Here is a 26,381-nt window from a genome sequence, read left to right as displayed (position 1 = left end):
GAGTGGGGTGGCTTAGTGAAAGCTTTATTGAGGGGGACTTTATCACTGTTTGGTTTTTGCTTTTGGTAAGGGGTGGGGAGAATGGGGAAGGAATTGAGTTGAGAGGAGGTTCTGGAAATGGCTCTGTTAGATCAGTTGTAAATGACGAATAAGATCGATGAAGCTTATTCTAATTTTTAGAGGGAATGCTTGTGTTGCTTGAGGTGGATAGAGAGGCTGGAAAGATAAGATTATGGGTTTGGAGGCGGCTAAAGGTATCAATGGGATATGTTCAAACAATGAGTTTATAATAATTCATTATTGAGATTCAATTTGAATTTCAATGAGAGCCCGAAATAGTGTGAGATGTTCTTATTTCAACCCTTCTTATTCAGACGCTCTTATATTGAATCAAGTAAAATCGTTTGTTTGCATATTACAAACAGGGTGAGCTTGTGGGGAAAAATATTCAAGAAATAAAATATTGAAAAAATAAAAATGTCTATACCGTCTCAAGTGCTAAGAGCTGTTGCAACAGTGAGGCTTGGTAAAGAGAAGGATAGGGCAAATCTTACAGAAAGGAAAGAGGGGGGAGGCAAGGAAAGGGGAGGCAAGGGGTGGGGGGATATTCTTTGGGGGGCGGTCAATTTCAAAAGCCATTCGCAAAGCATTTTAGAGATTAAGTGTGTCATTGAGTCCATTGATTTTGAAGCTACTGATTTTGAGGCTATTGAAACGCATGGTTTAAAGGATGGAGGATTTGATGAAGCTGATGGAGGTTGGGGGAAAAGATTTAGGCTTATAGGGAAGACTTATAAGGGCAAGAAGAGAGAGGCAAAAGAAGAATAAAATGGTGCTGCGAGAGAGGATTGAACTCTCGACCTCTCCCTTACCAAGGGAGTGCTCTACCACTGAGCTACCGCAGCCCTTTTCAATCTTTGCGCTGTCTTGTGCCATATTGTCAGAAAATAGGCAAGAGAACATTTGTATATTCTTGCAAGAAAACGTATCTTATGTCATGACATATGTTTCTTATATGCTTAAATATCTAAATGAGTTGCTTGGATAGAAGCTCAACACTGTTTAAAAGGTTGCGCAATGACACAAATGCATCAAAAACAAAAACAAAATGAAATTAATCATCAAGATGAAAAAGCAAAACGACGTCAAGAAAGATTGGCACAACAATTGCGTCAAAACCTGAAACGTCGAAAAGAGCAAAGCCGAAAAAGAGCACAACCAGAGCTCTAAAATGCAAAAAGCTCTAAAATGCAAAAAAATGTTTTTTAGTAAATTTTTGCAACCAAACTTCTCAATAATTTGTTCTCATAGTTAGAATGCGTTCTAAAACGATTAATAAAGCATAACTTCCCGAAGGGGGACAATCCTTTGGAAGGGCAGGCACAAAGGAAAAGAGGGAAAACACGATGGATTCTATTCAAATTGTTGGGGGAGAAAAACTTCAAGGAACAATTCCTATTTCTGGGGCAAAAAATGCTGCATTGCCTCTTATGATTGCGGCGCTGCTTACAGAAGAAACGCTCACTTTAGAAAATATTCCGCATCTGGCCGATGTTGAATTGCTTATTCGTATTCTCAATAATCATGGTGTTGGATATGCCGTTGATGGACAAGAGTTTAAAGATGAATGCGTGAATTCAAGAACAATTCATTTTACGGCGCAAAAAATAGCTACAACACGGGCACCATACGAACTGGTGAAAAAAATGCGTGCAAGCTTTTGGGTTATCGGACCTCTGCTTGCACGATGCGCAGAGGCTTATGTTTCGCTTCCTGGAGGATGCGCTATTGGAACAAGACCTGTCGATTTTATCCTTGAGGGACTTAAAACTTTAGGCGCACAGATTACTATCGAAAATGGATATGTTCATGCAAAAGCGCTAAAGGGGTTAAAAGGTGCTCACTATCGTTTCCCTAAAGTCACTGTTGGTGGAACCCATGTGCTGCTGATGGCGGCGACAATGGCAAAGGGAACAACCACTCTTGAGAATGCAGCTTGTGAGCCAGAAGTGACAAACCTTATTCGAACTCTGAATGCTATGGGGGCTCAAATAACCGGTGAAGGAACAACAACGCTTACAATTGAAGGGGTTAAAAAACTCAACGGTGCTAGAGTACGCGTTATTGCTGATCGAATCGAAGCGGGAACATATGCAATGGCTGTTGCTATGACGGGAGGAGATGTCTTTCTTAAAAATGCAAATCCTAATCATCTCACAAAGGTGCTTAAGGTGCTCCAAAAAACAGGACTCGAGATTCAAATAGAACCTCAAGGAATTCATATTAAGCGAAATCCAAAGAACACCAAAATTATGCCCGTTGATATTAAAACAGGACCTTATCCTGCTTTTCCAACTGATCTCCAAGCGCAATTCATGGCGCTCATGACACGGGCTGAAGGAATCGCGCATATTACAGAGACGGTTTTCGAAAATCGTTTTATGCATGTTCAAGAACTCAATCGCTTAGGAGCACAGATAAAGCTTGATGGGCAGACGGCAACTGTCTATGGAACAGAGAATTTGCAAGGGGCTCCTGTCATGGCGACGGATTTGCGTGCTTCTGTTTCTCTTGTGATTGCAGCATTGGCAGCAAAGGGGGAAACAATCGTCAATCGTGTTTATCATCTTGATCGTGGATTTGAGAGATTAGAAGAAAAATTAGTCCGTTGTGGTGCAAAAATCCAACGTATCACAGTGTAAACCTGTTAAAGATATGCTGAATGCTTTGCGCTGTGGTTGAGGGGGGCGATTGCTTGGGGGCGTTTTAACACAATGTTTGCTTGTTGGGAGGGGCTGGGCTTGGCTGGTGCATTTTTAATGGTTTACTCTCTTGCTTGTGGAATTTTGGAGCCGTATATTCTTGATGATTTTCTCAATAGTTCTTTCAAATCTCCATCTTTCAAGGGTATGGCTTTTGTGGCTGCTGTTTTCTTTTCGGAATGGTTTTTCTTTCGTGTAAAGTTTTGCTTCTCTCACTCTTGAAGAGGCTCGTGATTATTGTCTAAGTTTCGTTCATGGCGCTCATGACGCGGGGTTGAGGGAAGCGCGCATATTACAGAGACGGTTTTCGAAAATCGTTTTATGCATGTTCAAGAACTCAATCGCTTGAGGGCGCAAATAAAGCTTGATGGGCGAGAGGGCAACTATCTCATGGAACAGAGAATTTGCAAGGGGGACTCATCATGGCGACGGATTTGCGTGCTTCTTGTTTCTCTTGTGATTGTAGCCCTCTTACTCTTGTTACATTGGCAGCAAAGGGGAAAACAATCGTCAATCGTGTTTATCATCTTGATCGTGGATTTGAGAGATTAGAAGAAAAATTGGCTCGTTGTGGCGCAAAAATCCAACGCATCACAGTGTAAATCTGTAAGATGTCTCTCAAAAATGGCTTTGGGAGGGGGTGATATGTTGTTAGGTGTGCTTTTGGGAGGTGTGATCTCAAAAAACAAGGTTTGTTAATCTTCTCAATGAACGTGGGTTTTATCTCATGGTTTTGGAGTTTTTACGAGCGGGCATAAAAGTTTGAGAGGCGGGGGTGGAGCTCATAAAATAAAGACTGTTTTTAAATTTTATTGCTAATTTCATGAAATTACTTTATTGGTAAGAGAATGTTTTGGTCGTCTACGCAGCGATCAACAGGGAATGAAAGACCCTAAACTTGAGACACGTATTTATCCAGCTTTATGGATATCCCGGATTTCCGGGAGCTTTTGTTATGTCCAGGTGCGCTCTAGCACTAAAAGCAAAAGGCTGAGTCAAGTTTCAGCTCTTTCAACTCCCGGAATACCAATGCGAGGGCGCTCGCAACCGGCAGGGGAGCTTGAAGTGAAAGCTAAAAATCCACACTTTAACGATATTTCGATAGGCAGAAAAATTCGCTTTAAAAGAACAATGATCGGGATGTCGCAAAAGAAATTAGGTAGCCAGTTAGGTGTGACTTTTCAACAAATCCAAAAATATGAAAAAGGCTCTAATCGTATAGGAGCTGGGCGTTTACAAGAAATTGCCGATATTCTTAATGTTCCCATTTCTTTTTTCTATACGGATCTCTCGACAAAAGAAAATGCCTTGTATTGCTGTGATGAAGGGATCGCAAGTAAAGAAGAGCACATCCTTTTGAAAAGTTTTAGAGAGCTCAAACCTCAAAAACAGAAAGCAATTTTGTGTTTGATTGTCTCATGAGATAAAAACACTGTTTTAAATTTTATTGCTGGTCTCCAGAAATTATTTTATGAACAAGCACTAGGGTTCTCGTCGTACAGTGTGGTTGAATGGTGAAACCCAAAGCCTGAAAATCCAAGATGAAACATTAGCCTGCTTTATAAGTATCGCGAGATTCCGGGAGTTTTTGCTATATTTACCTTATCCTTCTTTGATTTCCTCCCGCTCTACGCTCTAAAGGATGCATATTCCTGACTTAAGGGCTGCTCTGTAAACAGTCCGGCTTCTGTTGGCGGGGTTTTTGACCTACTCCTGACCCATTCATGTGGTTCACTTTAAAAAGGGCGTTACAGGGCAAGCCATGCCCATTTATTACACACTCTAAAAACACTTAATATGGAAAGTTTTACATGCCTTATATCACGGCTCTAAACAACAAGGTTTTACGGCACAACATGATAAACCGCGCTTTTTTTCAGTGAACACTAATGCGTATTGTTATTGGGTTTTTTTTCTGTTAAGAAGCATATGCAGTGTCGTAAAAGAGTTAAGTAAGAAATTTAAATAGCGCGTGAAGCATCAAAGAAACTTTGAAAAAATTTTTGAAAAAATTAGTTTAGGAGAGCTTTTTATAAAAGCCCGTCTTAGAGAGGCAGATAAGTCTTTCATCTTAAGATGGTTTGCTTTACGTTTCAAAACTTGATAAAAATTCAAAAAATATAAAAACTTCGAAAAAAATAGGAAGAGAAGCTTTTTCTGGTATGCAGGGGGGAAAATGGTCAATAAATTAGACAAAAAACAGATTATATTTTTAGCATTGCCACTCATCTTTTCAATCATTGTAGCTTTTTTGGTCAATATAACCATCAATAACATTACAGAAAATGGAACGACGCCTGATGCTTATTGGTTTGTAAGATCAAAGCCACTGGATATTTTAATCCTTATTGCATTTTCATGTTCTTCATTCATCTTATTACAAAAAAGGCATATCAGAAAAAATATCACTATTTCGTCCATGATCATCTTTGGTTTGTTTGCAACTTATTATAGTGCAAATGAATATATCAGACTTAGTCCATATGTAGGTCAAGATAATATGACATGGGCGGATGTTCTTCCTTTCTTTGATAGGATGGTTTTATGGGGTGTTGTTATTGGCGTTATTATCCTTGGTTACACGATAAAACTATCATTACCTAAAGCTTCACCTTTGAAAATTTCAAAAAATACGATCTTTGGTGGTGTTCAATGGATGAGTATGAAACGCCTTGAAAAGATTTTTCCTCGTGATGGCGAAGTCGTCATAGGAGAGCGCTATAGAGTCGACAAAGATATTGTTAAAGATGTCCCTTTTAATCCTAAAGACAAAACAACATGGGGAAAAGGTGGTCGCCAGCCATTGTTGACATATAAACTCAATTTTGATTCAACCCATATGTTATTTTTTGCTGGTTCTGGTAGTTATAAAACAACCAGTAATGTTATTCCAACTTGTCTCAAATATTCCGGTCCACTGATCGTTTTTGACCCTTCAACTGAAGTCGCTCCAATGGTAAAAAAAACAAGGCAGCTGTCAAACAGAAAAGTATACGTTCTTGATCCTCATGGTTCTTCAACGGAAACTTTTAATCCTTTAGATTGGCTGTTAGATGAAAATCTACCCCTTTATGAAAGAGAAGCGGGGTTGGTTGAAGTTGCTAGACTCCTTCTTTCTGAAAACGACAAATCAACTTCGACTGATCAATTTTTTGTATTACAGGCACATAATTTGTTAACAGGACTACTTGCGCATATTGTCTTTTCTGATGAATACACATTAAAGGAAAAAAACTTAAAAACCCTTCATACGATCATGTCAATGCCAGAACCATCCGTGATTGGAAAATTGCAATCTATACGATCAAATTCTCCATCCCAATTTATTCGTGAAACCCTTGGGGTGTTTACAAATATGGCTGAACAAACTTTCTCAGATGTCTATTCTACTGCTGCAAAAGATATACAATGGCTTTCACTCTCTAACTATGCAAACCTTATCAGTGGTCATGATTTTAAAACTACCGATATAACAAAGGGAAATATTGATATTTTTCTAAATATCCCCTCAAAAATTTTAAAATCTTATCCAGGTGTTGGGCGTGTCCTTGTTGGCTCTTTTCTCAGAGCTATGGAAGCCGCTAATGGTAATTATGCAAAAAGAGCGCTCTTTATTTTAGATAATGCTGATCTTTTAGGATATATGAACATTTTAGAAGAAGCACGTGATCATGGACGCAAATATGGTATATCTCTCATGCTTTTTTACAAGTCTGTAGATCAAATAGAACACTATTTCGGTTCGTCAGGCGTTATGACATGGTTTGAAAATTGTGCTTTTGTAAGCTATGCCGCAATAAAAGATATTAAAACTGCTGAAAATATATCTAAGGCATGTGGTCAAATGACCATTGAAGTGAAAGATTCAAGCAAACCTCTAGGAGGATTCCATACAAGAGGGACAGAAAATATAAACACCCAGCATAGACCTTTAATATATCCACATGAAATAACACAAGAAATGCGAAAAGACGAACAGATTATTCTTATGCAAGGGCAACCACCTGTTCGTTGTGGACGCTCTATCTATTTTAGACGTAAGGATTTAACAGCTCTTACTAATGAAAATAGCTTTTCTTCTTAATAAAGCACTTGTTTTTAGTTAAAATGAATAAAGTATTGTTGTATTTTTGGATGATATAATTAGAGATAAATCATTTTTATATTACATTTTTATAATATAGTGGCTTGAAAATGGGGGAGTCATGAGCGATCTTTCTGCTAAGAAGACAAACACCAAAAAAATCAAGACATAAAAAGAGTATCTTATCAATTATAATGCGTGGGGTGTTCAAGATAATACGTAGAATATTGGCTGTAATAGTTAAAAGGTTGCTTTACGCAATCTTCCTTATTTTATTATTCATTCGTAAACCAGTTTTTGCCTTCTTAAACTTCTTTGTTGGTGGCTTGGTTTTATTCCTATTTTTCTTTTTTGGGGATACACAGCGAGAGTTGCACCCTATGAACACCAAACAGCAATGGTCATTGGTTTTGTTATCATGATATTTCTTTGCTTGTTTGCTAATGATGTCTATGAAAGGCTTTTACTACGAGCTAATACGTCTAGCATCTCTTGATTATGATCTTATACTTATTTCAATAAATAGCGCTCACTTCGTTCGTATATAATTTAATCAAAAATGAGAGGTTATCTGCCTCTTATAAAAATACAAATAAAGACTGTTTTTAAATTTTATTGCTAATTTCATGAAATTACTTTATACCTTAAAGGGTAACTTTGGTCGTCTACGCAACGACCAAGAGGGATTCAAAAACCCCTAAAATCCGAGCGTAAAAATGAACCTACTCTTGTGGGTGTCCCGGGATTCCGGGAGTTTTTGCTATGTCCAGGTGCGCTCTAGCACTAAAAGCAAAAAAGCTGACTCGGATTCAGTGTTTTTGACTCCCGGAATACCAATGCGAGGGCGCTCGCAACCGGCAGGGGAGCTTGAAGTGAAAGCTAAAAATCCACACTTTAATGATATTTCGATAGGCAGAAAAATTCGCTTTAAAAGAACAATGCTGGGAATGTCGCAAAAGCAATTAGGCAGTCAGTTAGGTGTGACTTTTCAACAAATCCAAAAATATGAAAAAGGCTCTAATCGTATAGGGGCGGGGCGTTTACAAGAAATTGCTGATATTCTCAATGTTCCCATTTCTTTTTTCTATATGGATCTCTCGACAAAAGAAAATGCCTTGTATTGCTGTGATGAAGGGATCGCAAGTAAAGAAGAGCACATCCTTTTGAAAAGTTTTAGAGAGCTCAAACCTCAAAAACAGAAAGCAATTTTGTGTTTGATTGTCTCATGAGATAAAAACACTGTTTTAATTTTTATTGCTGGTCTCCAGAAATTATTTTATGAACAAGCACCAAGGTTCTCGTCGTACAGTGTGGTTGAATGGTGGAACCCAAAGCCTGAAAATCCAAGATGAGACATTAGCCTGCTTTATAAGTATCGCGAGATTCCGGGAGCTTTTGTTATGTCCAGGTGCTCTCTAGCACTAAAAGCAAAAAAAGCTGACTGAACTCAGTACTTTCAGACTCCCGGAATACGCATAAGAGGCGCTCGCAACCGGTAGGGGAGCTTGAAGTGCAAACTAAAAATCCACACTTTAACGACATTTCGATAGGCAGAAAAATTCGCTTTAAAAGAACAATGCTGGGAATGTCGCAAAAGCAATTAGGCAGTCAGTTAGGTGTGACTTTTCAACAAATCCAAAAATATGAAAAAGGCTCTAATCGTATAGGCGCAGGGCGTTTACAGGAGATTGCCGACATTCTTAATGTTCCCATTTCCTTTTTTATTCTGGTCTCTCAACAAAAGAAGACGTCTTGTATTGCTGTGATGAAGGGATCGCAAGTAAAGAAGAGCACATTCTTTTGAAAAGTTTTAGAGAGCTCAAACCTAAAAAGCAGAAAGCAATTTTAAGATTAAATTTTCGTTAGAATTAAAAAAAGATTAAAGAGGCTCTTGCTAAATAATAAATTATTATATAAAGCTTTTTCTAGAGAAGGGGGTTAACATTTCTCCTCCCCCCCCCCCGCAGAAATGTCCAAATAAAACCTCCTTCTCATCGTTTTAAAAATCACGAAAAATTTTATCCTTTATCCTTTATTTTTTTTAAAAGAGTGACTTATTTGTGCTAGAAAAGTTGCTGTATTAGGTAAATTGGAGGGCGGGGTGTTTTTAGTAGGGATTTGGGAAGGGCTGGAAAAGTCGTCTTGCCAAATAGAGTTCTCAAAAGAAAATCTTGGAAAGAAACTATCAAAGGGGTGGCTTAAAAGAAGCTACCAAAAATCCGGAACTTCAGGCTTTAAATGAGGACCAATCCGTACCGCCGAGACCTTTTCTGCTAAACCGGTGCGATCTGAAATCTCAACCGCTAAACCACAAAGGGTGGCAGGACCACATGCCGGTTCAAAACGATCTTGCTTCGTCTTATAAAGAAAACGGTGTAAGGGTTCTTCTTTATCCATTCCAAGAGATGAATTATAATCTCCACACATGCCTGCATCTGTTAAATAGGCGCTCCCACCTTCTAAGATCTGCGCGTCAGCCGTGGGAATATGCGTATGTGTGCCAACGATAACACTTACACGACCATCAAGAAAATGGCCAAAACATTGCTTCTCGCTTGTCGTTTCTGCGTGAAAGTCAAAAATAATCGTATCGGCTTGCTCCATCAACGAACAGGCAAGCAGAATATTTTCCGCTGTTTCAAATGGATCTTCTACTTTACACGGCATAAAAACGTTGCCCAACAGATTGGCGACAAGAACACGGGCGCCATTTTTTGCCGTAAAAACACCAGAACCTTTTCCGGGAGTTTCTTTCGAAAAATTGGCAGGGCGTAAAAAACGATCACTCTCATGGGCATATTGCAATGCTTCTTTGTGAGAAAAAGCATGATTACCTGTGGTGACAACATCAACACCGGTTATCAAAAGATCTTGATACGTTTCTTGTGTGAGACCAAAACCACCAGAGGCATTTTCACCATTTACCACAACAAAATCAAGCTGCCATTTCTCAATCAGTTGAGGAAGGTATTCAAAAACAGCTTTACAGCCTGTGTTACCAACAATGTCACCTAAAAATAAAAAACGCATAGGCACTTTAATCACATTTTAACATTTTAAGAAACCTTTTTCTGTAAAAATTCCTTGTACCTGTAGATCATGTTCTGCTGCGGGAATAGAGGAAACCTCCTGACATGAAAATCCTATGCCCCATAATGTCATTTGATGCCCTTGTTTTTCAAGAGCTGCAACAGCACGGTCATAGTATCCTCCTCCATAGCCAAGACGGTGACATTGACGATCAAACGCAGAAAGCGGAACAATAATATTATTGGGGGCAACAACGCCATTGTCTGCACCCGGACCAAAGGTGCCAAAACGCATGGGCTCTAAAATCGTGCTGGGCGAAAATGCACGGAAAATCATGGTGGTGGAATCAAGAACTGCTGGTAAGGCTAAATGCCCACCGCGTAACGCTACAGCATCCAGTAAAGGACGCGGGTCAATTTCCGATTTAATGGGCCAATAGCCTGCTAAAATGAGGCGTGAAAAATCGGTTCCCTTCTTTTCAAGGTATTCAATAAAGTGGCAACAAGCACGCTGTGAAAAGAGTGCACGCTCTTCTGTTAAAAGAGCATCACGACGCGATAAACCGCTTTTGCGTTGCTGTGTGCGAAGGGATGAAGCAGATTCATAGAGGGGATTATTTGTCATTGTCTCGTCAATTATTTTATAAGATGCTGGTATTTTATCCATTGTTGGCGTTTTGTAAATCTCTGTTAGGACAAGAGCTGTGCTCATGAAAAAAAAGCATGAAAAAAGTGTGTGCTCTTTAGGGGGTATCTTGGTGCAACAAGCCGCTTTTGCGCTGCTTGCGTGCGAAGGGATGAAGCAGATTCACAGAGGGGATTATTTGTAAGTGCTGTCTGTTCTACAAAATAAAGCCTATCGTAATTTTTATTTCTTGAAAAGAGTATCGTCATTGGTCTTATGTAAAAAGACGCTCTCAATTTTAGCTGGAAAAATTTGATGTAAAAAAGGGTGATCCACAACAGCCGATGGAAAAAGCTGATCCCGGGAACCTATACAAATAGGTGGGCGCCATATGAAAAAGCCCACGGGCTTGATCAGGGACAGCTCCCTTGGAGATCATTAAGGTCTCAGGAATACGTTATTTCCTGTCGAGAAGCGCAGAACACCCTCCTTAATATAAAACAATTTCAGAGCTTCTGCTAGAGATAAAATAACCTCGCTCTCTTCTTTTTCAAAAAGTATTTCAGGAGAGTTTTTATAACCTTGCTGGTGGCTGCTCGAAATGGCTGTATGATGGATGGCTTATTCAAAGTAAAAAAGCAAAAAATATGAGTGGGGGTGGGTGTTTGAGTGACGCAGAACGATTTATTGGCAATGGCTTGATTGGCTCTTTTGGGACAATGCTTGATTTTTATGTTTCGCGGGAATACTTGGAGGAGGTTTGAAGGGAAATATTTCTTATTCAAGGATGTTGGTTGAATTGGTGTTGCGTCTTTGAAGTTTTTGCTTTGTGAATCCATATTTCAGGGCTGTTTTATCAACTTTGAGGGGTGAAGGAGAGCCGATACGGTATGTGCTGCTATGGTTGAAGCTTAAAAATAAAAAACAGATGATGATAGTTTATCAGAGGCGCTAAGCGATGTTTTAAGCTTTTTTCAAAAAGTATTTTTTGAGGATCGTGTTTACAAATTTTTTTTATCCATGATGGAAGGTGTGAAAAGAAGAAACGGCGTGAAGAGGACTCCGGCGTGGAAGCGTTTGCTTGCTATGAGAAGAAATTCTGTAGGGAGTATATTGGCAGTGTTTGGAAGATGCCTTCAATACAAAAAAGTCAAAATTCAAAAAAAGTACTGTGAATTGTGTGGGGGGTGATGGTGTGGTTATAAGCAGGGGCAGTTTATTGAGTGGAATGTGAAGCCGGCTTGTGTCTTATCTAGGTTTGAAAGGATGCCGTAAAGCGTCTCGTTTTTGAATGGTTTCAAAGAGCTTGTGGTGATTGTTCGTCTAATAGAGCTTGCACGCGCTTTTGAATCCTGCGCATTTGTGGATAGTAATCCAATGCTGTTTCATAAGCTTTAAGAGCAAGTTTTGGACGCTCCGTTGCTTCCATGACAACGCCAAGTTCAAAAAAAGCACTATAATTGCGCGGCTCAAGTTCAAGAGCATGGTTGAGATCAAGCAGGGCAAGTTTGAAATCGTTCAGTTGAATGTGAATCCAAGCGCGTCTTATCCAAGCTTCAGCATGAGTAGGTAAAAGTGCAAGAGCATTATCAATATAATCAAGCGCAAGTCCATAATCGTCGCTGTTGAGTGCATTTTCAGCCCATGACATCAAAAGATCAATCGTCTCGCTCCCCGATTGGGACCATAAATGTTGAAGCTGTTGACTGATCTTTTTCGCTTTAGCAACATCAGCACAATATTTCAATTCTTTGAGTAAACGTGAAATTTCTGCTTCTTTGCGCTGCTTAACTCTGTCAACATGGGAAAGCTGCTCTTTGTCAAGATCTTCAAGAATAACCGCCGAAGAATCAGAATCGGAGGGCGTTGAGGAGGAGGGAGGAGAATTGGGAATAAGATCATCTAACGGTAAAAGCGATTGTGGAGAAGGCCGATCTTCAGGAAGAGAAGGAGGATTTTGCCCATAGCTCGAGGGAACAAAACAAAAAACGCCAACAAAAGAAAGAAAAAACGCGCGCTGGAAAATACAGAAAAAACGCAGCTGAAAAAATCGAAAGGCTTTTAAAAAAATAGAAGAATCCATAAAAACAAGCCCCCAAAAGATAAATCACCAAATATTATCAAATACTAGACTTGTAATCAACGGACTTATAACCAAAAAAACGCAAGAAAAAATTTTTAAGCCTACAATCAAAGTAGGCATAAAAACATTGACCCTAAAGAAATTAGCCCTGACGTGCTCTAAAACGTGGGTTCGTTTTATTAAGAATATAAACACGACCCTTACGACGCACCAAACGATTGTTACGGTGGCGCTCTTTTAGTGCTTTAAGCGAATTTTTAATTTTCATCATATTCACCGTTTAAATAGTTTACGTAACACAATACTATAATACAATATTAAAACACGAAAATACAATATTACAACCCCAATAGACTGCTCACTTTAATGAGCATTGCATTGCGATATCGTACTTGCATGATAACATCACACGATACACTTTTTCACTGTGATCACAAAAAGAAAAGCGTACTCTTAAGGTACGCACTAACCACTTCATTAGCACAACGATAAGTGAAAATTGCAAAAAAGTAGGAGAGATCTAACAAGAAGTCTTATTCTTGTCAAGGGTATATCTCTTACAAATTCCTATAGTGTGTGTTAATGGTTGCCTTGGAGGTAAAAATTTTCTCGTAAAAAGAAGGACACAAAAAAGCACAAAGAGTGAAAAAAAGTAAAAGCTTCCTATTTGTGAGAAAATAATCCTGTTTTTTCGTAAAATATCATCGTTTAGTAAGGCTCATGTAAAATTTATAACATGAGGTGTTTTTTGTTCGTGTGTGAGGATATTCTTAAGGCTTATTCTTAAAACCTAAAAAATAAACCGCATGATGATGACGAAGATGATGAATTGATAAGGATAAATTTCTATTGTTCAGAGAAAACATAGTAAAATAAGAGTTTCGCATAGTCTTAAGGTTTTCTCATTGCAAATCTGTGTATCTTTAAGCATAGCATTCGCTGCTTGCATATCACAAGCGGGATTGATCTATGGTAAAGATACTTGAAGATAAGGAATAAAACGGTCTTTTATGAATGCTTTCAAATGCTAAGAGTGTTGTAACATTGGAGACTGGCAAAGCGGTATGATGAGGTTGGTGTTTACGCTTCATAAGTTTAAAGAGGGGTGGTGCACTATGAATGTTTAAGCTATTATCGAGAGTTTTTATGCTCTATGACAGGGGCTGCTGTTGTGAAGTGGTGGGGCAATGTGCATTGGCCAAATGTTTCTTTAAAATAAGCGCGTGGTAAAACAAGTGCGTAAATTGGCAACACAAGTGTCTTCTGTTTGAGGCTTTTTATTTTACGTGAGGGGTGAGAGGATATTTGGTTTGGGAATGGATAAGCTTAGTGCTGTAATCATATCCTGTAATTATATCTTTGATGTGGAGATCAGGGACGGAGCGGAGCGCTCGGTACTTTTAATGAGGGATTAAATCTGTGCGGTTAGAGTGAAAGATTATGCATAAATTTCTCTTTTAAGGCAATAGTTTATGATTCTTTGCAACCCAATTATTTCTACGTGGGTGGAGTGCTGGATATTGTCAAACGGAGGGGGAATTCAAATTATCCGGTGAGGGAACCAGTATAGTGAGAATATACTTTGGCTCTTGAATGTGGATAGTTTGAATTCCTTTTAATATCCATGCTGTAGAAAAATTTGACCTTCCCAAGGGTGGTCTATGATGATGTTTATTGAAAGAGTGAAAGGTTCACATTGTCTGGCGATAAACGTAATAAAAGCATGTCATAATACCAATTTATATACATGTTGCAAATGCCAAAGAGAGCTGACGTAATGATCATTGGTATCCCGATCGATAGGGGTAATGACTCTCTTCCTACTGCGAGGTATGTTAGACAAAGAATTCCTGCCATTAATAAAAAGCCTATCGCTAGGATTTTCGTTACGAAAACAATGGGTTTACGAAAGGTTAAAAGAAAGAGGAACAACATATGTCTAAATGGACCCCCTTTACGTTTTTGAGGAGGAACAGACTGTGCCTCATTTAAAGTTGCTTCCTTATTTTCATTGTTTTCATCTTTGAGTTTGTTTGAAGAGATCCCCTCCATTATTTTCCCCTTTTGTATGGTATTTTTGCTATAAAAAGATCTAAGTTTGTGCTGAACGTTAATCACATATTAAGATAAGATACAAGCGAAATTATTTTATTATTGTTAGAAGTGAAGTATTTTTTCGCATAATGAGCGTTTTAAAGGCAATGATAGTGTTAAAATAATAGTATTAAAAAGTATAGTTTAGCTTTATCAGGATAATAAAATAAACATTTATATTTATAAATTATTAGGTGCTCTTGAAAGAAGCTTGGATTGAGAAAAATTGTGGGAACTTCATGAAGCGCTGGTCTGTTGGGGGTGACGAATGTCATTGCTGAGCAGGATTAGAGAGTTACAGACAATCTCTTATGGGTGGTTAAGAATATGCGTAAACAAAGTGCGTTTACGATAAGGGGAGTTCATAAAGAATTGTGCGAGATGCAATAAAAAGATGCCATAAAACCAATGCGCATTATACGGTGGTGATGCACCTTATAATTCATTGTTTTAACAGGATTAAAAGGTAGGAAAATGGATGCGCTGAAAAGAGAGGGGGCGTGAGAGAAGAAAAATTGATCTGAAAAGAAGAAACTTAAGCCTTTGGGGAGAAGTTCAGGAAACCTTTTCGAGGAATGTGTTGGGGGAATTAACGAAAGGAGAAAATCTTCTATCCGTTGAAGGAAAAAGAGAGAGGAGAAAAAGAAGAAAGTTGCTATGCTGGAGGGGGCTATCGTCTGGCTGATATTGGGCCGAATTCTCGAGAGTTGTTTGGGGAGAGTAATACGTTTTACCTCTTTGCAGCGATTTTATGGAAAACAAAACGATGCTTTTGTGAAAAAATGAACATAAGAAGAGAAGCTAGAGACAATAAAAGCGCAATCATGGGGATTGGTATCTATGGGGTGCAATAGATAAGTCTATTTCTTAAAGATTGGCATTAAAAGAAAAATGAAGGGGCTGCGTATGTTATGGGGGAATATTTATGCTGTGGGAGGTATCCGTTGAGGGGAAGTTGAGGGCTGGTGGATTGTTTTTAGCCGTGGGGGGATATTTTTGAGAAAAGGAAGGGGAGAAGAGCTAGGGGGTGGAGTTGAAGGGTTGGGAGCGCTTGTTGTACTGCTTGGATATCGGTGTGTGGGGGAGAGGTTGTTTTTGAGGGCGGATGAGATGTTCGTGTAGGATGAAGCGGTTTGGAGGGGGAAGAGGTGATGTTTTTAAAAGAGCAGGGGGCTTGTAGGAGGGCGTGAAGCCCTGCTAGGGGCGAATTAAAAGGTTAGGGGCGCTTTGAGCCGCTGGATATCGGTGTAGGGGAGAAGTTGTTTTTTCAGTTCATTGGGGGGAAAAGTGTGAAAAAGTATTTATATATATGTGGGCTTAAGATTTGTTGGCTGGTCCCAGTAATTGGATGATGTGCCCCATTTTGCGGTTGGGGTGAACAGTGCTTTTGCCATATAAATGGATCGAGGTGCGCTCTTGCTTCAGAAAATATTTTAACGTGCTAAAATTGTTACCAAGAAGATTGGTCATTTGGCAATCGCTATGGCGATAGGGACTGCCTAAGGGAAGTCCGCAAATAGCACGGATATGCTGTTCAAATTGTGAAGTTATGCATGCCTTTTGTGTCCAATGACCAGAATTATGGACACGCGGTGCTAATTCATTCACTAAAAGATGACCATTCGTTAAGACAAAAAGTTCAATACAAAGAACACCAACATAATCGAGGGCATCCATGACTGTTACACTGATTTCTTGAGCTGCTTTTTGCACGTCAAGTGGAATATGTGATGGAACAAAGGATTTATGAAGAATTCCGTTTTTATGTTGGTTTTCAGGGCAATCATAAAAAATATGTTCTCCTTGTTTTGTGCGGGCCGAGAGAACCGAAATTTCCGATAAAAAAGGAACTATTTCTTCCAAAATACAAGGCTGTTCTTGAAAAGTCCTTAAGGCTTCGTCAAGGGTTTGTTCATCTGGGTGATCAAGCTTGATCTGGTTTTTTCCGTCATAACCAAAACGACGCGTCTTTAAAAGACCACGTCCGCCTAAGGTATCAAGAGCGGAAAGAATAGAAGAAGAATTGTCAACAGCGTGCCATAACGCGGTGCCAATCCCTTGATCACGCAAAAATTGCTTCTCAAAAAGTCGATCTTGCGTGATCTCTAATGCTTTGGAAGAAGGATAAACAGGCTTACTCTTTTCTACATATTGAACCGTTTGAAGCGAAAGATTTTCAAATTCATAGCTGACAACATCACACTGAGAAATAAAATGATCTAAAGCTGATATATCGTCATAGGAGGAAACAATATGGTTGTTTGCTGTTTGAGCGGCTGGGCAATCGGCTTCAGGGCAAAAAATAACGGTTCGAAATCCTAATTCTGCAGCCGCTATGGCGAGCATTCTTGCTAATTGTCCGCCCCCGATTAAACCAATGACGCTGCCTGGAGGTAACATGGTGAAGGGAGTGGTGTTGGACGAGGTGGTGTTGGAGGGGGTGGCGTTGGCTGAGGAGGTGTTGAAAAACGGTGCCATTTTAAACCTCCGTTACAGGCGTTTGGGCGACATTGGCTGTTTGTTGTTGACGCCAATCTTCTAATCGTTGGGCGAGATCATGGTCATAAACGGCCATAACGGCTGCGGCTAAAAGTGCTGCATTAATTGCGCCTGCTTTGCCAATTGCTAATGTGCCGACGGGTATCCCTGCTGGCATTTGCACGATTGAAAGCAAAGAATCTTGACCAGAAAGAGAGTGAGAATGCACTGGAACGCCAAAAACAGGAAGAGGAGTAAGGGCTGCTAACATACCTGGAAGATGCGCTGCACCCCCCGCACCGGCAATTAAAACTTTAAACCCTGCTTCTTTTGCTTCTTTTGCAAATTGATAAAGGCGTTCAGGAGTTCGGTGTGCTGAGACAATATGCGAACTATGAGAAATACCAAGATTCGTCAAAATATCTGCACTATGGCACATCGTTTGCCAATCCGATTGGCTCCCCATTAAAATCGCCACATCACATGATTTTTTCATCATTCTCTATCCTTTTCAAAGGTTCAATGCGATTCTTTATCATTATTTTTTTAAAGTTTTATATTCTTTTTGCAAAGCCAATTGATGACAGAGAAACAGTTATTTTTCAAATAAGGTGGAAAGCTAAAAATTTAAAGGGGATCTCGAGAGATGAAAAACTAAAGTATTGAAGGCATGAAGCACTTCTTGTGAGGGGGGAGGGCAATGTCACGGGGTGGCGTGGGACCCATGAGGCTGTTGAGCTTGCGGCATTGTCTTTTATTTAAGATAAGAGGGAAAAATGTATTGGGGAAAAGCCATTGATTATAAGTTTTTTTTAAAAAATGTCTTATTTTTTATTTGCTAAAATAAACAAGATCACCATATGATATAAAATCTGTTGCAATTTGAAACATTGCTTATGAGAAAAAGAGATTTTTATGGCGAAAATGCGTTGCAAAGTGAGGATATTCTTTTGAGAAAAAAAGAGATGTATATCTCTCGATTTCAAAGCCTATTTATTTTGTTGTTCAAGTAATTCTTTTGTGAGTGGGGGGATATAATCTTTATAGGGGATATAATCTTTATAATTGTCGATATATCTTTAACAATGGCTGATATAAGGGGAAGCGAATAATCAACGCTTTTGTGCTTTTAACGCTTTTGTTGAGATGTGCTTCTGAGCGATTATATCGTTTTTTCACTTAAATATAATGGCAATATCAATCGCGAGTGACGAATTGTGAATAATAAATCCATGGTCTCTTTTTTGCCCAATTTTGTAATATGGTAAACGCTGAAATAAATAAGAGTTAAACAACGGATGTAAAGGAGATTTAAAAGCTATGTTTCTTCCATTTTTAATCGCTTTAGGTACTGCAGTAACGACTATGTGTGGCAAAAAAAATATAAGTTATGCTTTGTGGGCAATTTTATTCGTTGTCATTCTTCTCACTTTCAATCATCACGCAACTTCCACTTTAAATTTATCTTTTTGAGAGAATAGCCATGGAACATGTTGAACAAAAAAATCCTCACTTCGTCATCTTTATGAATACGCTAGGACTCTTTGGGTTATCTATTGTCTTGGTGGTGGCTTTTTATTATCAATTGGTAAAGTTTGAGTTACCTTGTCCCCTTTGTTTGCTGCAGCGCGTTGGATTGATGCTGGCAGGTTGTGGGTTCTTACTCAATATTCACCATAAGGTGAAAAATACCCATTATGGTATGGTTATTCTTGGTTGTATAGTAACCAGTGCTGTGGCAGCACGGCAAGTGTTTTTGCATATCACACCCGATGATTTAGGATATGGTTCAACGTTCTTTGGATTGCATTTTTATACTTGGGCTTTCATTATTTCTGTCCTTTGTATCTTTGCTGTCTCATTTGTCATGATTTTAGGCGAATTGGCACACAAGTTCAAAGAATTTTCTCCTTTTCCAGTCTTGAGTAAAGCGGCAAGTTTCTTATTTGTGTTTTTGATTGCGGCAAATTTGATTTCTACCATACTGGAATGTGGTGGTGGGCAATGTGCCGATGATCCTGTAAGGTATGAATTGTTATCAAATTGGTTCCCTTCACAGTCTTGAAATTTTTTAATAATCCCTCATCATAATTTTTATTGTTAAAGAAGCGGAAATATTTAAGAATCCGCTTCTTTTTTATTTATTGGGAAGACATTTCAGCAAGATTGTTCGATAATCTGATCTTTTATACCAACGCTGGCTTTTATGAGCGCTGGCGATTGATATTTTTTTTAGCGAAGACTTGTACTGTGAACCTTTTATGCTGTCTTTTGAGAGAGATGAAGGGATTGATTGGCTTGGAGGCGTTTGTAGAGAAGCCCCGGACTTTTGAGCCGCGTAGGTTAAAAAGCCTCGTTTTTTAAAGGTGCATTAACGATAAAAATTTTTTGTTCTTGATTTTTCTTAACATTGTGTTAAATTGACCTTTGTATTCATTTTGGTGCTTCTAAAGCTTTTTATTGCTTCTAGAGGGATTAATTTAAAATTTTGAAAGTTATGTGAATAATTTTCTGCAGAGGTTTGTTTATTAGAGGCAAACCTTTTTTTTATCTAAGTTTTAGATGTTTTCTTTCAGTGTGAAGCCTTTTTTTAGAAAAAGGTAAGCGTCTTGATGATGACTCTCTTCTTTATTAATATATTGATTTATAATAATAAATAACCATTTTTTAACGTGAAGCGCGTTGCTGAATATAATAAAATTTCTCATCACCAGTTCTCTCATATTAAATCAATTAAAATTACTTGCTTGTACATCATAAGTGGTGGGTCGTGCATGTGGGTCAAAACTGTGCAAGAAAGGCATGCCTTTAATGAATTATCTCTTGAACTGAAGGCTGTCTGCAACATTGGGAGCTGGCAGAGTTTTGTGATGATGCCGGCTTTGTTCTTCCATAAGCGTAAACTTGTTTCTCTATAAGCGTAAAGATAAGGGGGCTGAATGGATTTTATACACTTCATGGGGGCTTTACCATTCCTTTACGGGCGGCGTTTTGCAAAATGGGTGTGACGAGCGTTGAGAGATCTTTCTTTAAAACAAGCGCGTGAATATGCAACACAAGTCTATTCCTTTTGGTGTGTTTTGTATTACGAAAAAAATTGATTTATAATAATGAGTTATCGTTGTGGATGTTGAACGAGAAAAACGAAAAGCTTCTCTTATTTCAAACTTTCTTATAGTCAATTAATTAAATGTACTCTTCTACGTTACAAAAAAGCACTGGATGTAAATAAAAATTCTTTTAAAAGTCGTAAAATGCTTCTTATGCACCCTTTTGATCGCTAGAATTTGTCGAAAAATTTTATGCTGCTCAATACAATAATAGGGCGGTTTATATCTATGATTTAAGTGAAAATAGGGGGATTTAGATGAAAAGGGAGGCGAGATTTTGATGACAGTTGTTGAAAACGTTATTGTATAATGCATTTTTTACAGATTTTCTGCTTTCTGTAAATATGCAAAAGCGTAAAAACGGAAATTTGTAAAAAAGGAAGCTGGGACTTTATGCGTGGTGTATGATTTTATCATGGCATGGAATGTGGAGAGAAGATTGGGGGGGTGGGGATGAAGAGTTTTATGAAGGGGAGGAGAAGTTTGGATGAAGAGGTGGGTGTGTTGACGAGAGAGGAAAGAGGGTGTGGGGATGAAGAGTTTTATGAAGGGGGGGAAGCTTGGATGAAGAGGCGGGTGTGTTGACGAGAGAGGAGAGAGGGTGTGGGGAAAGTTGTTTTTGAAGTGGGATTGACCGGTGCTTTGCGTGATCTTACTTTAGGGTGGTGAAGGGGCAAGAATATTTTAAAATAGGACGTATCTGTCGCGTTTGATGCAACATTATCCTTTGTGGTGTCGTGATCTGAAATCAGCAGGGGAATTGTAGAGTAAGAAGCTGTATTGTTGACAAACCTATGTTTACAAAGTGGTGCGGGGGGAATTTGAAAGTTTCGTTTGGCTGCTTTCTGTAAATGTGGAGAAGCATCAAAACGTTGATCCGTAAAATAAAAACGTATATCCGTAAAATGATGCGGAGGATTTATGCTTTGTGTGCGCTTTTGCTTAATCAGAAATCAACCATAAGATTGCTTTTTGTTTTTTCGGCTGGAGCTCTCTAAAATTTTTCAAAAGAGTGTGTTCTTTTTCGCTGTATGTTTCTTGATTGTGGTGTAAGAGAGTGTCTTTTGTGGGAAGATTTTCTTTTGTGGCAATGTCTGCATAAAAAAAGCTCATGGGAACTTGTAGTTTTTGGGAGATTTTGAGTAAACACCCTGCGCTTACACGATTGAAGCCTTTTTCGTATTTTTGGATTTGTTGAAAACTGACACCTAAATAGCTTCCTAATTCTTTTTGGGAAAGGCTCATTGAAATGCGTCTGTGGCGGATTCTTTTACCTATCAGAATGTCGATAAAATTTGGATTTTTAGTTGGCACTTCAAGCCCCCCTCCGGTTGCGAGCGCCCTCGCATTGGTATTCCGGGAGTCTAAAAGTACTGAGCTTAATCAGCTTTTTGCTTTTAGTGCTTAAAGCACCTGGACATAGCAAAATCTCCCGGAATTCCGGGATACCCGCAATGCGGGATAAATTTATGTATTAAGCTTTCGGGCTTTTAGCTCCCTATTTGATCGTTGCGTGGACGATCAAAAACACGTGCTTATCAATAAAGTAATTTCAGGAGATTGGCAAGAAAAATCAAAATAATCTCAAAGACTATAAGATTGGGTACTTTTTAAAAAAGTGCGAAATATGGATTATAAATCGCGTCTTTTGCTTAATCAGAAATGTCGATAAAATGTGGATTTTTGGTTTGCATTTCAAGCCCCCCTCCGGTTGCGAGCGCCCTCGCATTGGTATTCCGGGAGGTTGGATTCACTGAACTTAAACAGTCTCTTGTTTTTAGTGCTTAAAGCACTTGGACATAACAAAAGCCCCCGGAATTTCCGGGATAGCCATAATTGTTTATGTGTTAAGTTTTAAGGAATCCAACTCCTTATTGACCGCTGCGTAGACGACCAAAAAACACAGGCCAATTCATAAAGTAATTTCAGGAGATTGGCAAGAAAAATCAATATCCCATAAAATGGCGTGATTTGGAGGGGTGTGGAGTGCTGGTTTGAGTTTTACTTTTAAGGGGATATAGAATGGAATAATATTAATTGTTACTCTTTTGCTTAATCAGAAATCAACCACAAGATTGCTTTTTGTTTTTTCGGCTGGAGCTCTCTAAAATTTTTCAAAAGTGAATGTTCTTTTTCGCTGTATGTTTCTTGATCATAGTGTGCGGCATGTGTTGAAAGATTTTCTTTTGTGGCAATATCTGCATAAAAAAAGCTTATGGGAACTTCCAGTTTTTGGGCGATTTTGAGTAAACACCCTGCGCTTACACGATTGAAGCCTTTTTCATATTTTTGGATTTGTTGGAAACTGACACCTAAATAGCTTCCTAATTCTTTTTGGGAAAGCCCCATGGCAATTCTTCTTTGACGGATTCTTTTGCCTATCAGAATATCGATAAAATTTGGATTTTTGGTTTGCACTTCAAGCCCCCCTCCGGTTGCGAGCGCCCTCGCATTGGTATTCCGGGAGTCAAAAATACTGAACCTAAATCAGCTTTTTGCTTTTAGTGCTCATCGCACCTGGACATAGCAAAAACTCCCGGAATTCCGGGATACCCACAAAAGTGGGATAAATTCATGTTTTAGGTTTCGGGTTTTTGATCCCCTATTGATCGTTGCGTAGACGACCAAAGTTACAGTATTCATTTATAAGGTAATTTCAGGAGATTGGCAAGAAAAATCAATATCCCATAAAATGGCGTGATTTGGAGGGGTATGGAGTGCTGGTTTGAATTTGACTTTTAAGGGGATATAGAATGGAATAATATTAATTGTTACTCTTTTGCTTAATCAGAAATCAGCCACAAGATTGCTTTTTGTTTTTTCGGCTGGAGCTCTCTAAAATTTTTCAAAAGGGAATGTTCTTTTTCGCTGTATGTTTCTTGTTCATAGTGTGCGGCATGTGTTGAAAGATTTTCTTTTGTGGCAATGTCTGCATAAAAAAAGCTCATGGGAACTTGTAGTTTTTGGGCGATTTTGAGTAAACACCCTGCGCTTACACGATTGAAGCCTTTTTCATATTTTTGGATTTGTTGGAAATTGACACCTAAATAGCTTCCTAATTCTTTTTGGGAAAGGCTCACGGCAATTCTTCTTTGACGAATTCTTTTGCCTATCAAAATGTCGATAAAATGTGGATTTTTAGCTTTCACTTCAAGCTCCCCTGCCGGTTGCGAGCGCCCTCGCATGAGTATTCCGGGAGTCAAAATACTGAGCTCTAGTCAGTTTTTTTGCTTTTAGTGCTTAAAGCACCTGGACATAGCAAAAACTCCCGGAATTCCGGGACACCCACAAAAGTGGGCTCATTTTACGCTAGAGCTTAGGGTTTTTGAATCCCTCTTGATCGTTGCGTGGACGATCAAAAAACATTTTTTAATTTGTAAAGTAATTTCAGAAGATTGGCAAATGAAAATAGTTTTTATTTATAAACTTTATTTTTTAATGAGAGGCTTTCCGCCTCTCAAACTCTCCGGAACGCTCACCAAAATCATGAGATCAGACCCGCGTTTAATGAGGGGACTAACAATCCTAGGTTCTTAAGGTCAAGGAGACCATTACATGGCGCCTAACGGCATCCTTGACCCCCAGAACTTAACGGCTTGTTTTGTCCCTCTCACGCGGCTCCGAAATCATGATTAGAAGGGGAGCTTATAGGGGGGTGATATCAGGCATATCAATTTATCAAGGTGTTTTTTAGAGTGTATGATGAGTATTTTAGGCTGGATTTTTTTGTCGCATTTGATGAAATAATCTCGTTTGAGGGTGGGTGATCTGAAGTGCTTGGGGGAGATTGGCTAGGCAAGAAGCTGGGGTAATACTATTGTTTATAGAGTGGTGCGGTGTGGAAGTTTCATTTGGCTTTATTCTGTAAATACGTAAAAGCGTAAAAACGTATATTCGTGAAAAAGGAGTGGAGGATTTGTGCATTGTGTATGCTTTTGGCATGGCATGGAATGTGGTGAGATAAATGGGGAAAGAGTTTTTGTGAATGGAGTGGTAAGCTGGGATGAAGCCTGCGGGAGATTGAAGGGAGAAGAGAGTGTGAGGGTGGAATAGGAATGAACAGACTAGAGGGGGGTAAGAGGCGGTGGTGCGAAGGGATGCGTGAAGGATGGTGTGAGGAGATAGCGCTTTGCTTTTATGGTACTTGATGAAGTGGTGTCATTTGAGGGGGGCTGAAGTGCTTGGGGGAGATTGGCTAGGCAAGAAGCTGGGTTAATACTATTGTTTATAGAGTGGTGCGGTGTGGAAGTTTCATTTGGCTTTATTCTGTAAATATGTAAAAGCGTAAAAACGGAAATGTGCAAAAAAGGAAAAGGCTTTATGTCGTTAGAGGCGTTGTGGTTAATGATACGCAATGTATAGGGATCGTGTTTCGAAGGTAGGAAAAGAAACATAAATGGAAGGAGTGGCTTAGAGGAAGCGTGTGAAGAGAGAGAAAATGGGGAAGGCTTTATGGGAAATGCGTAGAGTATGAAGTGTGGGGCGGTGAAGCATGTTGTGAATGGTGTGAAGAATGGAGAAGGTTTTTGAGAAAAGGAAGGGCTTCTGGCGTCGGGGAGTGGTGTTTATCTGAAGGGCGCATGTTTAAGGTGTGGAAGGTGAGGAAAAGTTGGAGGGAGGATGATTGTTCGTAAGTTGTGGAGGGATTAGTCAGAGGTGTTGGGAAAATGCTTTAGGGGAAAAAATTAGCGTAATTTCTTGTCACACTGAAACCAAAATCATCATAAAAATTGGAGGAAATTAGCGGGTAAAATTGGTGGAAAAAAAGTTTTGATTCTTAAGGTGTGGGATGACGTTTTTTGAGAGCATGGAAGAGTAAACTTGAAAAACCTTTCCCTTTTTGTGGAATTTTTATTCACAAACTTAAGAAAATAGGGTATGAACGCTGGAAATAACGCGCAGCTTAACAAAATATGTGCACTGTAAAGGAAATGTTTGTTTATGTCAAAAGAAGAAGTTTTAGAATTTTCTGGTATCGTTACTGAACTCTTACCTAACGCGATGTTTCGTGTGAAACTGGAAAATGATCATGAAATTATTGCTCATACCGCTGGTAGAATGCGGAAAAATCGTATACGGGTGTTGGCCGGTGATAAAATCATGGTGGAAATGACACCTTATGATTTGACAAAAGGGCGTATTACATATCGCTATAAGTAGCCTCGTGGGTGGCTTGCACTTTTTTCTAAAAGCTATCATATTATTTCTATTATTTTTTAACAGTTTTTTAGTTTGCTTTTCATGAGTGAAAAAAGGGGAGTGTTTGAAGAGCCTTGAAAAACTGTAAAATCGATGCGGAAAAAGGATAAGGAGATCAATAGCGCTTAAAAGGGAGGCTAAAGGGGCGCTTAAAAGGGGGTGCTTAAGGGGGTGAGAGGGAAGTCGATTGTGAAGGGGTGGAAATGAGAAATATAAGAGAGTGGGGGGAAAAACGTTTGGCAGATACTCTTACAGAAGAAATTCATTTGGTGCTTGCCTCCGCTTCGCCAAGGCGTTTAGCGCTCTTGGCACAAATAGGGATTGATCCCCAGCAGGTTTATGCAAGCGATATTGATGAAACGCCAAAATTAAAAGAACATCCTGCAAACCTTGCCAAACGTTTGGCAAAAGAAAAAGCACTGAAAGCCCAAAAAATTTTGCGCTGGTACAGTCAGAATGGTCAAGACGAGTTGCAGAATGGTCAAGAAAAATTACCTGGACAGAAAATGATTATCTTGGCGGCTGATACGGTGGTGGCTGTTGGGCGGACCATTTTCCCCAAACCAGAAAGCGAGGATGAGGCTTATGAATGTTTACGATACCTTTCTGGGCGTTCGCATAAGGTCTATGGTGCCATTTGTGCGCTCAATGAACGTGGAAAAATAACCGTAAAATTGGTTGAAAGTCGTGTTCGCTTTAGACGCTTAACCTCTGCCATGATGAAGGCTTACCTTGCTTCAGGAGAATGGCAAGGGAAAGCGGGTGGCTACGCTATCCAAGGAAAAGCAGGGGCTTTTGTTGTCCATATCACGGGTTCTTATTCTAATGTTGTGGGATTGCCTTTGGCTGAAACAGCCGATCTCTTGACCGCTTATCACTATCCACTTTTCACTCACTGGGCTGAACAAACGCATTAG

At 39.2% G+C, this 26,381-nt stretch carries 22 protein-coding genes, 1 tRNA gene, 1 other RNA gene and 2 pseudogenes; 14 read left to right on the top strand and 12 right to left on the bottom strand.

The features are described from left to right. The first annotated feature begins 477 nt into the window (after nucleotides 1-477). Nucleotides 478-828, top strand: coding sequence for a hypothetical protein (locus ACFIME_RS04865; RefSeq protein ID WP_375634529.1), 351 nt, complete (start codon nucleotides 478-480; stop codon nucleotides 826-828). 2 nt (nucleotides 829-830) lie between these two features. On the opposite strand, the gene ACFIME_RS04860 is transcribed toward ACFIME_RS04865, so the two are convergent. Beyond that, a tRNA-Thr gene (locus ACFIME_RS04860) sits at nucleotides 831-905 on the bottom strand. Between the two features lie 172 nt (nucleotides 906-1,077). Here ACFIME_RS04860 and ACFIME_RS04855 point away from each other — a divergent pair. From ACFIME_RS04855 to ACFIME_RS04825, 7 genes and pseudogenes are all read left to right on the top strand, one after another. Then, nucleotides 1,078-1,230 carry a hypothetical protein gene (locus ACFIME_RS04855; RefSeq protein WP_375607050.1) on the top strand — a complete coding sequence of 51 codons (153 nt, stop codon included), beginning with the start codon at nucleotides 1,078-1,080 and terminating at the stop codon, nucleotides 1,228-1,230. A gap of 176 nt (nucleotides 1,231-1,406) precedes the next feature. Then, a complete protein-coding gene (gene murA, locus ACFIME_RS04850) occupies nucleotides 1,407-2,702 on the top strand; it encodes a UDP-N-acetylglucosamine 1-carboxyvinyltransferase (protein WP_375671812.1) in 1,296 nt (431 codons plus the stop codon). A gap of 311 nt (nucleotides 2,703-3,013) precedes the next feature. Beyond that, a pseudogene (locus ACFIME_RS04845) lies at nucleotides 3,014-3,364 on the top strand (UDP-N-acetylglucosamine 1-carboxyvinyltransferase); the annotation flags it as partial. A gap of 235 nt (nucleotides 3,365-3,599) precedes the next feature. Then, nucleotides 3,600-4,184: a helix-turn-helix domain-containing protein gene (locus ACFIME_RS04840; protein WP_375684578.1), complete on the top strand. Its 585-nt coding sequence runs from the start codon at nucleotides 3,600-3,602 to the stop codon at nucleotides 4,182-4,184. A 754-nt stretch (nucleotides 4,185-4,938) separates the two neighbouring features. Next, the gene (gene traG, locus ACFIME_RS04835; RefSeq protein WP_375613600.1) at nucleotides 4,939-6,846 is read left to right on the top strand and encodes a Ti-type conjugative transfer system protein TraG; all 1,908 of its coding nucleotides are present in this window, start codon (nucleotides 4,939-4,941) and stop codon (nucleotides 6,844-6,846) included. An 872-nt stretch (nucleotides 6,847-7,718) separates the two neighbouring features. Further along, the gene (locus ACFIME_RS04830) at nucleotides 7,719-8,075 is read left to right on the top strand and encodes a helix-turn-helix domain-containing protein (protein WP_375684577.1); all 357 of its coding nucleotides are present in this window, start codon (nucleotides 7,719-7,721) and stop codon (nucleotides 8,073-8,075) included. A gap of 281 nt (nucleotides 8,076-8,356) precedes the next feature. After that, a pseudogene (locus ACFIME_RS04825) lies at nucleotides 8,357-8,712 on the top strand (helix-turn-helix domain-containing protein). A 342-nt stretch (nucleotides 8,713-9,054) separates the two neighbouring features. On the opposite strand, the gene ACFIME_RS04820 reads toward ACFIME_RS04825, so the two are convergent. The 6 genes from ACFIME_RS04820 to ACFIME_RS04795 form a co-directional block, all read right to left on the bottom strand. After that, nucleotides 9,055-9,876 carry a TIGR00282 family metallophosphoesterase gene (locus tag ACFIME_RS04820; RefSeq protein WP_375634533.1) on the bottom strand — a complete coding sequence of 274 codons (822 nt, stop codon included), beginning with the start codon at nucleotides 9,874-9,876 and terminating at the stop codon, nucleotides 9,055-9,057. Between the two features lie 18 nt (nucleotides 9,877-9,894). Next, a complete protein-coding gene (locus tag ACFIME_RS04815; RefSeq protein WP_375627769.1) occupies nucleotides 9,895-10,500 on the bottom strand; it encodes a 5-formyltetrahydrofolate cyclo-ligase in 606 nt (201 codons plus the stop codon). A 325-nt stretch (nucleotides 10,501-10,825) separates the two neighbouring features. After that, a non-coding RNA gene (gene ssrS, locus ACFIME_RS04810) (6S RNA) lies at nucleotides 10,826-10,986 on the bottom strand. Nucleotides 10,987-11,797: 811 nt separating this feature from the next. Next, entirely contained in the window at nucleotides 11,798-12,583 is a 786-nt protein-coding gene (locus ACFIME_RS04805) for a tetratricopeptide repeat protein (protein WP_375655399.1), read from the bottom strand. Between the two features lie 142 nt (nucleotides 12,584-12,725). Next, nucleotides 12,726-12,851, bottom strand: a complete 126-nt coding sequence (gene ykgO / locus ACFIME_RS04800) for a type B 50S ribosomal protein L36 (protein WP_004863016.1) — start codon at nucleotides 12,849-12,851, stop codon at nucleotides 12,726-12,728. 1,403 nt (nucleotides 12,852-14,254) lie between these two features. Next, nucleotides 14,255-14,635, bottom strand: coding sequence for a hypothetical protein (locus tag ACFIME_RS04795; protein ID WP_375613596.1), 381 nt, complete (start codon nucleotides 14,633-14,635; stop codon nucleotides 14,255-14,257). Nucleotides 14,636-15,294: 659 nt separating this feature from the next. Between ACFIME_RS04795 and ACFIME_RS04790 the strand changes: the two genes are divergently transcribed. Together ACFIME_RS04790 and ACFIME_RS04785 are read left to right on the top strand one after the other, a co-directional pair. After that, nucleotides 15,295-15,531 (top strand): hypothetical protein, encoded by a 237-nt coding sequence (locus ACFIME_RS04790; protein ID WP_375662268.1) that lies wholly within the window; start codon nucleotides 15,295-15,297, stop codon nucleotides 15,529-15,531. Between the two features lie 142 nt (nucleotides 15,532-15,673). Beyond that, nucleotides 15,674-15,799, top strand: coding sequence for a hypothetical protein (locus ACFIME_RS04785; protein WP_375627706.1), 126 nt, complete (start codon nucleotides 15,674-15,676; stop codon nucleotides 15,797-15,799). A 195-nt stretch (nucleotides 15,800-15,994) separates the two neighbouring features. Here ACFIME_RS04785 and ACFIME_RS04780 read toward each other — a convergent pair whose 3' ends face one another. After that, entirely contained in the window at nucleotides 15,995-17,155 is a 1,161-nt protein-coding gene (locus tag ACFIME_RS04780) for a 5-(carboxyamino)imidazole ribonucleotide synthase (RefSeq protein ID WP_375684576.1), read from the bottom strand. 1 nt (nucleotide 17,156) lies between these two features. Then, on the bottom strand, nucleotides 17,157-17,654 hold the full coding sequence (purE, locus tag ACFIME_RS04775) for a 5-(carboxyamino)imidazole ribonucleotide mutase (RefSeq protein WP_375610656.1): 498 nt from the start codon (nucleotides 17,652-17,654) through the stop codon (nucleotides 17,157-17,159). A gap of 821 nt (nucleotides 17,655-18,475) precedes the next feature. On the opposite strand from purE, the gene ACFIME_RS04770 reads away from it, so the two are divergent. Both ACFIME_RS04770 and ACFIME_RS04765 read left to right on the top strand, forming a co-directional pair. Beyond that, on the top strand, nucleotides 18,476-18,628 hold the full coding sequence (locus ACFIME_RS04770; RefSeq protein WP_273790835.1) for a DUF5993 family protein: 153 nt from the start codon (nucleotides 18,476-18,478) through the stop codon (nucleotides 18,626-18,628). Nucleotides 18,629-18,638: 10 nt separating this feature from the next. Continuing rightward, complete coding sequence (locus ACFIME_RS04765) at nucleotides 18,639-19,220, top strand: disulfide bond formation protein B (RefSeq protein ID WP_375662270.1); 582 nt, start codon at nucleotides 18,639-18,641, stop codon at nucleotides 19,218-19,220. A gap of 1,987 nt (nucleotides 19,221-21,207) precedes the next feature. On the opposite strand, the gene ACFIME_RS04760 is transcribed toward ACFIME_RS04765, so the two are convergent. The 3 genes from ACFIME_RS04760 to ACFIME_RS04750 all read right to left on the bottom strand — a co-directional run bounded on the left by ACFIME_RS04760 (nucleotide 21,208) and on the right by ACFIME_RS04750 (nucleotide 23,414). Then, nucleotides 21,208-21,579, bottom strand: coding sequence for a helix-turn-helix domain-containing protein (locus ACFIME_RS04760; RefSeq protein WP_375684575.1), 372 nt, complete (start codon nucleotides 21,577-21,579; stop codon nucleotides 21,208-21,210). A 738-nt stretch (nucleotides 21,580-22,317) separates the two neighbouring features. Beyond that, nucleotides 22,318-22,683, bottom strand: coding sequence for a helix-turn-helix domain-containing protein (locus ACFIME_RS04755; protein ID WP_375633325.1), 366 nt, complete (start codon nucleotides 22,681-22,683; stop codon nucleotides 22,318-22,320). A 365-nt stretch (nucleotides 22,684-23,048) separates the two neighbouring features. Next, complete coding sequence (locus tag ACFIME_RS04750) at nucleotides 23,049-23,414, bottom strand: helix-turn-helix domain-containing protein (protein ID WP_375662276.1); 366 nt, start codon at nucleotides 23,412-23,414, stop codon at nucleotides 23,049-23,051. 1,792 nt (nucleotides 23,415-25,206) lie between these two features. On the opposite strand from ACFIME_RS04750, the gene infA reads away from it, so the two are divergent. Both infA and ACFIME_RS04740 read left to right on the top strand, forming a co-directional pair. Then, nucleotides 25,207-25,425: a translation initiation factor IF-1 gene (gene infA, locus ACFIME_RS04745; RefSeq protein WP_004857577.1), complete on the top strand. Its 219-nt coding sequence runs from the start codon at nucleotides 25,207-25,209 to the stop codon at nucleotides 25,423-25,425. A gap of 242 nt (nucleotides 25,426-25,667) precedes the next feature. Further along, a complete protein-coding gene (locus ACFIME_RS04740) occupies nucleotides 25,668-26,381 on the top strand; it encodes a Maf family nucleotide pyrophosphatase (RefSeq protein ID WP_375611669.1) in 714 nt (237 codons plus the stop codon).

Source organism: Bartonella sp. AP1QHHD (genome assembly GCF_042196265.1).
Lineage (GTDB): Bacteria > Pseudomonadota > Alphaproteobacteria > Rhizobiales > Rhizobiaceae > Bartonella.
The sequence above is the reverse complement of the archived record's forward strand: the minus strand, read 5'-3'. Positions and strand labels throughout refer to the sequence as shown.

Excerpts from the sequence above, each read along its gene's own strand:
- ACFIME_RS04865 (WP_375634529.1), top strand. The coding sequence starts at position 478 with ATGTCTATACCGTCTCAAGTGCTAAGAGCTGTTGCAACAGTGAGGCTT.
- purE (WP_375610656.1), bottom strand. The coding sequence starts at position 17,654 with ATGATGAAAAAATCATGTGATGTGGCGATTTTAATGGGGAGCCAATCG.
- ACFIME_RS04815 (WP_375627769.1), bottom strand. The coding sequence starts at position 10,500 with ATGACAAATAATCCCCTCTATGAATCTGCTTCATCCCTTCGCACACAG.
- ACFIME_RS04820 (WP_375634533.1), bottom strand. The coding sequence starts at position 9,876 with ATGCGTTTTTTATTTTTAGGTGACATTGTTGGTAACACAGGCTGTAAA.
- ACFIME_RS04765 (WP_375662270.1), top strand. The coding sequence starts at position 18,639 with ATGGAACATGTTGAACAAAAAAATCCTCACTTCGTCATCTTTATGAAT.
- ACFIME_RS04770 (WP_273790835.1), top strand. The coding sequence starts at position 18,476 with ATGTTTCTTCCATTTTTAATCGCTTTAGGTACTGCAGTAACGACTATG.
- ACFIME_RS04740 (WP_375611669.1), top strand. The coding sequence starts at position 25,668 with ATGAGAAATATAAGAGAGTGGGGGGAAAAACGTTTGGCAGATACTCTT.
- murA (WP_375671812.1), top strand. The coding sequence starts at position 1,407 with ATGGATTCTATTCAAATTGTTGGGGGAGAAAAACTTCAAGGAACAATT.
- traG (WP_375613600.1), top strand. The coding sequence starts at position 4,939 with ATGGTCAATAAATTAGACAAAAAACAGATTATATTTTTAGCATTGCCA.
- infA (WP_004857577.1), top strand. The coding sequence starts at position 25,207 with ATGTCAAAAGAAGAAGTTTTAGAATTTTCTGGTATCGTTACTGAACTC.
- ACFIME_RS04780 (WP_375684576.1), bottom strand. The coding sequence starts at position 17,155 with ATGGCACCGTTTTTCAACACCTCCTCAGCCAACGCCACCCCCTCCAAC.
- ACFIME_RS04805 (WP_375655399.1), bottom strand. The coding sequence starts at position 12,583 with ATGGATTCTTCTATTTTTTTAAAAGCCTTTCGATTTTTTCAGCTGCGT.
- ACFIME_RS04855 (WP_375607050.1), top strand. The coding sequence starts at position 1,078 with ATGACACAAATGCATCAAAAACAAAAACAAAATGAAATTAATCATCAA.
- ACFIME_RS04795 (WP_375613596.1), bottom strand. The coding sequence starts at position 14,635 with ATGGAGGGGATCTCTTCAAACAAACTCAAAGATGAAAACAATGAAAAT.
- ykgO (WP_004863016.1), bottom strand. The coding sequence starts at position 12,851 with ATGAAAATTAAAAATTCGCTTAAAGCACTAAAAGAGCGCCACCGTAAC.